5 protein-coding genes are annotated in these 6,592 nt (G+C 49.6%); 3 read left to right on the top strand and 2 right to left on the bottom strand.

Features of this window, described 5'->3' with window-relative positions; genetic code table 11:
• Positions 1 to 842 (bottom strand): haloacid dehalogenase-like hydrolase (locus GX117_07760; GenBank protein ID NLO33234.1); only part of this gene is annotated, 842 nt, incomplete at its 3' end.
• Between the two features lie 138 nt (positions 843 to 980).
• Here GX117_07760 and GX117_07755 point away from each other — a divergent pair.
• Entirely contained in the window at positions 981 to 2,159 is a 1,179-nt protein-coding gene (locus tag GX117_07755; protein NLO33233.1) for a DUF362 domain-containing protein, read from the top strand.
• Between the two features lie 26 nt (positions 2,160 to 2,185).
• Here the strand turns inward: GX117_07755 and GX117_07750 are convergent, their stop codons facing one another.
• Positions 2,186 to 5,026 carry a hypothetical protein gene (locus GX117_07750; GenBank protein NLO33232.1) on the bottom strand — a complete coding sequence of 947 codons (2,841 nt, stop codon included), beginning with the start codon at positions 5,024 to 5,026 and terminating at the stop codon, positions 2,186 to 2,188.
• A 416-nt stretch (positions 5,027 to 5,442) separates the two neighbouring features.
• Between GX117_07750 and GX117_07745 the strand changes: the two genes are divergently transcribed.
• Both GX117_07745 and GX117_07740 read left to right on the top strand, forming a co-directional pair.
• Positions 5,443 to 5,721: a 30S ribosomal protein S20 gene (locus GX117_07745; protein NLO33231.1), complete on the top strand. Its 279-nt coding sequence runs from the start codon at positions 5,443 to 5,445 to the stop codon at positions 5,719 to 5,721.
• 320 nt (positions 5,722 to 6,041) lie between these two features.
• Positions 6,042 to 6,592: methyltransferase domain-containing protein (locus tag GX117_07740; GenBank protein NLO33230.1), on the top strand; the 551-nt coding region annotated here is incomplete at its 3' end.

The raw sequence follows: 6,592 nt of genomic DNA, 5'->3' as shown, positions 1-6,592 counted from the left end.
TCTGTTTTCCCCCCAGCGCGATAATCAGCACGCCAGCAGGAATCGACGCTCCCCGTTTTCATCAAAGCCTCGACCTGCGCAAAGCGCTCTGTCGATCCCGGCGCATACACGGCATAGGCGAGACCGCCGTGTTTGCGCACAACGGAGAACGTGGGAATGTCGCTGGGGCCGTCAGCAATATAGATCATATTGGAAAAGGGTACACGCCGTTCCTCCTCGGGAATAGCGTCGTTGACGGAGATACCTTCCTCTTTGTTGATACCTTTGTTGATCTCAAAAAGGGCACGGGTTTTCGTGGTATGGTCTAAAAAGCCTGCGATCTGGGTTATTTCACCGGCTACAGGCATGTCCACGGCCATGATTCCCGGCGGCGCCGGTGTTTCAATGAATTCGCTTGCCCAAACACCGCTCAAATAATCGGCAACAGAGGAGCCGCGAATCAATTCTGCCAGTCCGGTACTGACCACATAATGTTCCAGACGCAGATCACGGTCTTTGTAGTTGGATGCTTCTAAAATCTTCGTCAACCGCGTAAAAATATCGGGGATCCCGTCAAAGAATTCGATCTCTTTGCCCAATTCGCGCAACTTGGCATTGGATAGCCCTTTCATGATCCCCTGTTGCACATAGGTCAGAAAATGACCGAGATAACAGGTATCATTCTGCACGCGAATATTGTTTTTGGCATAATAGGCCGGCAGGGAATTGACTTCTTTCCAGAAAGTGTCCGCATCGATTCCGTAATGTTTGAAGATCGGATCTTGCATGTAATGGGGCGCGAGGGTTTGGTCGAAATCCCAAATGACAGCAATTATATTTTGTAGAAACAGCCCTTTTGTCATAATAGCACCTTTAAGAATGCATCAGTATAACGAATGGAGGCATCATATCCATAACACGTATAATGTCGAAGAATAGAAAAGCCTCGTGCCAACGAAGGCATCAATCAAATTTATTCCAATTACGAATGAAAGTGTTTTATGGATAATAGCAATGCTGTTCTGCCCGAGAATCCCCAGCCTGTTGTGGCAATTGTACACTGCAAAGATTATGAGCCCCGCCGTGTCGACGAATCTGTAGCACAGGGGATTTCCTTATTAGGCGGGATCGAAACATTTGTGAAATCGGGGGAAAAGATACTGCTTAAGCCCAATCTGCTCAGCGGGAAATCGCCCGACAAGGCGGTGACTACCCACCCCGCTGTTTTTGAGTCTGTCGCAAAACCATTCTTGGCCTGTGGCGCACGTGTTCATTATGGCGATTCTCCCGGTTTTGGCAAGCCAAGCGCTGCAGCACGGCGCGCCGGATTACAGGCTGTTGCCGAATCTTTAGGAATTGACTTTGCAGATTTTCAAAATGGCACGACCATCTCATTTCCTGAAGGCAAACTTTGCAAACAATTTGTTATTGCCAAGGGTGTGTTGGACTCAGAAGGCATCATCTCGCTGTGTAAAATGAAAACCCATGCCCTGACCCGTATTACCGGCGCAATAAAAAATCAGTTTGGCTGTATACCCGGCATGTTGAAAGGAGAGTTTCACGGGCGCTTAAGCAAGCTTGAAACCTTTGCCCAAATGTTGGTGGATCTGACCGCTTATTTGAAACCGCGCTTATATGTTATGGATGGAATCACCGCCATGGAAGGCAACGGCCCCGGCAATGGCACCCCCAGAGATACGGGCGTACTGCTCTTTTCCACCGATCCTGTTGCCCTTGACGCCGTCTTCTGCCGCATGATCGATTTGGATCCTCAACTGGTCGCCACGATTGTCTCCGGAAAAGAATCCGGTCTGGGTACCTACGAAAATATCCGATTAGTCGGCGACCCTATCGAAAGCTGCATGGTTCCTGACTTTGATGTAAAGCGTGATAAAGAGCTGCGCGGGGATACGCTCAATCCTTTCCTCGTTCCGATCATGCGCCGCTATGTCATCCCCAGACCGACGATTCGCGATGAACGATGCACCCGCTGCGGCACTTGCGTCGCCATGTGCCCGGTATCGCCCAAAGCGGTGGACTTCCCCGGCGGCGATCGCGACAAAGTCCCGCGCTACGATTACAGCCTTTGTATTCGCTGTTATTGCTGTCAGGAAGTCTGTCCCGACAATGCCATTGAAATTGAAACCCCTTGGCCGGGTCGTTTGATCCACCGCTCCTAGGCTTAGGCTGCACTATGCCGCCCGGGTCAGTCCGCGGCGAGTGTACCGCCCAGACTCCGAAGCGTTACCCGTGCGCGAGCTTCCACATCGCCATTGATATCCCAAGCAAAACGAATTTGGTTCGCCCCTTCTTCCAGAATGGGCACTTCCCCTTCTGCGGTACCCCGCGCCAATTCTTCGCCTTTCTTGCCATAGAGTATCCATGTGTTTGCATCGTGTAATTCCAGACTCGTGCCGCAAAGAATTTCAACATGAAAACGCAATTCAACGCCGTTGATAGTCAACACGGGATTACGCAAAGGAAGATCTACCAAGGGCAAGGCTTTGACGGGACTCAAGGCACAGGCCATTTCCTCTTGGGGCGGCAGATTATTGCACCAGAGGGAAAAGGATTCGACCGCTTTAAAATCCACCCCTTCCCGGTAAATACTGTAGATATTTCCATAGGGCCAGGCAAGATCTGAAATCCGCTCACTTTCGAATTCGACTAAAGAGAAATAGCGCCACCCTGAAAAATCGAGGGTAATGTAATGATCTCCCGTGCCGCCGTCGCCTGTATAGGCTGCACTGAGCACTTGCAGGTTGATGAGCGCCCCGCTGCAGTCACCATGTACCCACACACCTAAAGCAGGCTTGTTCGCCAGATTTAAAGGCGGCGAGGCGGTACGACCTATTTGCGCCCAACTGCCTAGGGCTGCATCGCGTTTACTCGCCGCTGTGAAGCGGCCGCTATAATCGCCAATCTGCACGACATCCTCCGTACGCTCCAAGCTTGCTTGAACACCGTCAATCGCCTTTCTCACCGTAAAAGCATCGGGGTCGGAGAAATCCTCAACAACAACCGCTTCTTCAGAATCATAGGGCGCTACGCCCATGAGCGCTTCTATACGCAGCCACGCCTCTTGGCGGTCAAAGGGATTATCCATCGTCCACGTGGCATTCCACGCTTCCAGAGAATCCACCCGATGTTTATCGTAGAAGGCAGGTCTAAAACGAGGTGTTTCATCCTCATTTATTTCCAACACAAATTCTTTTCCGGGGCTGCGCAATTCTTTTTTGATGGATTCCGATACCGTCCCCTCGTGGCGCAGGTCTTCATAGCGTTTAAACAGTGGCATCAGCCGTTGATACATTGGCATGTCTCCAATATTTTGGGGATTAACGCCCATAAGGGACAGGCACATATCGTTGCCCAAGGCTTTACACAAGAGATATTCAATATCATCCGTGTAGGTAGGTTCTGACCATGCCGATGCAGTACCGTCCTGCCAGTTTTTCACCGCCCACCATCCCAAATTCATGGGTAGATACATGCGGGCGCCTTCTATGTTAGCGTCACAGTGTCGGTCGATGAAACGTTTGTGCGCCCGTGTCGGGTGATCCCAAGCGCCCATACGAGCGCGCACACACCACAAGTGATGATGGAAGGTGCTCATTTCGAATAAGGCAGGACGGTTGATTCGATTGGCGATTTCATAGACGAATTTTGCGCCGTAATGCCAGCCATATTCACCGCCGGCAAGAATGTCCTCCCCATCCAAAGCATCCATATACATCATGTCGAAACCACATTCATTAAAGGTATCCGCTGTATTCGCCGCTACCTCAGCCAGCAAAGAGGAATCGCCGTCGGGAGTGAAGAGCCCGAAACATTCTTTCAGCTTGTATACCGGCGCTCCCGCGGCGTGGGACGCGGCTTGAGTGCCGTGGACGCCGCGCTTGCATTCCGTAAAAGCGAAGGGCGCTTCCGAGGTCACTCCGGAAAAAACGATCAATTCATCATCAATTTGTAAAGTAACGCTGTTACGCGCGAAGAAGCCTGTTTTAAGAGAAACATCAGCGGTAGATTCTGCAACCGGGATCGTGACCGCCTCAGCATCCACGGCGTCAGTTAAGCTAAAAACCGCGTCTTTACCCAAACGAGGGTCCGGCTTCGGCGAGACATAAACCGAGTCTTTGGCAATGAAAAAAGCGTAGGTGTGAAGCCCCGCTGCGATGCCCGCGTCGTGCAGTTTATCGATAACTGCTTTCACGCTTGCCCGACCCTTGGGAAAGAGCTTGGGGTTGGGCACACAGTCACCAAAACGCAGCGATGAGCCGGTGTGGAAATCTATTTGGTTAAAACCCAATTGCTGAACGAGTTCGATCCATTCGTCTACCGTTTCTTCCGTCAAACTTCCGAAATCAAATAAATAGGAACCCCGGTTACCCGGTCTATCCAGCGCCCAAGGCCCGCCAATAGGCGGCACGGAAGCATCAAGATGTTTAGGCAGGTCTTCCGCCGCTGCCACGACTTCTTGTAATATTCCGCGTAAGGCTTCTGCCGGCGCAGCAGTAATCGCAACAGATGCGCCCGGTATCCCGAAACGTTTGAAAGCTGTTGCTAACAGATGTTTCGACGGACCGGGGATATCGACCACTTTGGTTTGCAAGTTAAGTGCCAAGGCACAAACATGAAAAGCTTCTTCAACGGTGCCTTTGATATTGAGCGGCACATTGAGAAACTCCAGCTCATCCACTGCATCATCACTAATAGAGAGTACAGACAGAATGATATAGCGCGGCAGCAGTTCAACATGTAAGACGACTTCAATTTCGTTATCCCCGAAACTGAGAATGAGCGTTTCGTCTTTTTGTTGTATCGCCGTCAAGGACAACGCCTCTTCCGCTTTTTTAAGCCGACAAAGGGGTACTTTTGCTTCTTCTGAAATGAGATTCCTGCCGGTGCTTTTATCCATGAAGGATGCCGTATGCCCTGCCTCATCCACAGTCCACCGCAGATAGTCCGTTTCTCCTACGAGGAGATCAGCAAAGGCGGTGGATATACCAAGCAACAAAATTCCATACAGAACAAATCGTTGAAGCATACTCTTTTCTCCCGTGGTCCTTTTCGATGGACAGCGCGAACAATTATTTACATGGAATTTAAATCCTTCCAAAGCTTGCCGGTGACCTATAAAGATAAGACAAAAGAAGCTCACATCCTGACCTTGTGATCCCGGCTGGTTTAGGTATCATAATCCTTTTTGTCTTTTGGGTCAATGCGAAATTCAAAATTTCGGCCGTTTAAAGAAGCCGGTTTATAGAAACAACTACCTGCTTCCTGTTCATTCTTCAAAGCCCTTCGTATATGCCCCGTAAATACTTCGTAAATTGTCGTTTCACCGTTTTTATCCCCTCGCAACAGAAAGAAAAACCTAACTTGCTTTCACCATCTTATGATTGCTATAATATTGCAACGTTTAGATTCCCTTCCCATTCCTACGTCAGGAGAGTATCCTTAATGGCAAATATTAAATCACAAAAGAAACGTATTCGTACCAGCGAAGAACAAAGACAGCGTAATGTGGCTGTACGTTCACGCGTTAAAACGATTGTCAAAACAGCGTCTGCAACGATAGCAAAGGGATCGGCTGAAGAGCGCACCACTGCTGTGCGCAGTGCCGTCTCGGCTATCGATCGGGCTTGCTCCAAGGGCATTATTCCGCCCAATCAGGCCGCACGCCGCAAGTCTTCTCTTATGTTGCGTGCCAACGAAGCGGCGCAAAGCAAAGAGTCCTGAGAAGCCGATAAAAACGGCGCTCCTGAGGCTGCGCCTGAAGTACGCAGCCGCTCTTTCAATTGAATCAATTTTTTTCTCGTACTGAGGGGTCTCATATATAGCGGGTATTTTCATACAAACCTATGGAAATACCCGCTTCTTTTTTTTCGGAAATAATGAAATAGCAATCATTTTCACTATTCCAATCTTTCGACCTTAACTTATCCCCCGCCTTTCAGTTGACAATAGCCTTGTTTTTATTGCACAATACATACTGTTTGAGACTGAACAGTTAATATCTTTACAACTAGTGCACTATACACACAGGAGATACCAGACCAATGCCGTGGTTAACATTCATGAAAGAAGTGGTTCGTTCAAATAAGACTACAGGTGCTTTAGGACCAAGCAGCAAGGCATTGGCAGAAGCGGTTACCGAAGTGGCGGGACTGTCCGGTGCGAAAACCGTGGTGGAATATGGCTGCGGCGAAGGAGTTTTTACAGAGGTCATTTGCCGAAAACTGGATCCTGAGGCTTTCTTCCTTAGCCTGGAAGTTAACGCCGCTTTGGTAGAGGTTACACGAAAGCGCTGCCCCGGAGCCTTGGTCATTCATGACGGCGCTCAAAATACGAGCAAACACCTCACCCAACACGGCAAAGATCATTGTGATGTTATTGTGTCGAGTTTGCCATGGTCGCGCTTTGATACAGCCTTACAGAATGAGATTTTAGAGGCTACGTATGAAGTGCTGGCTCCGGGCGGACGTTTTGTTACCTTCGCCTACACCTTCAGTCCGCTCTTTCGCTCAGGACGGCATTTTTTCCAAGACACCTTACCCAAGAAATTCCCCTCAGTGCGCCGTGTCGGTCCTATTTTCAAGAACTTTCCGCC

This window comes from Candidatus Hydrogenedentota bacterium (genome assembly GCA_012523015.1).
Taxonomy (GTDB): Bacteria; Hydrogenedentota; Hydrogenedentia; order Hydrogenedentales; family CAITNO01; genus JAAYBJ01.
The sequence above is the reverse complement of the archived record's forward strand: the minus strand, read 5'-3'. Positions and strand labels throughout refer to the sequence as shown.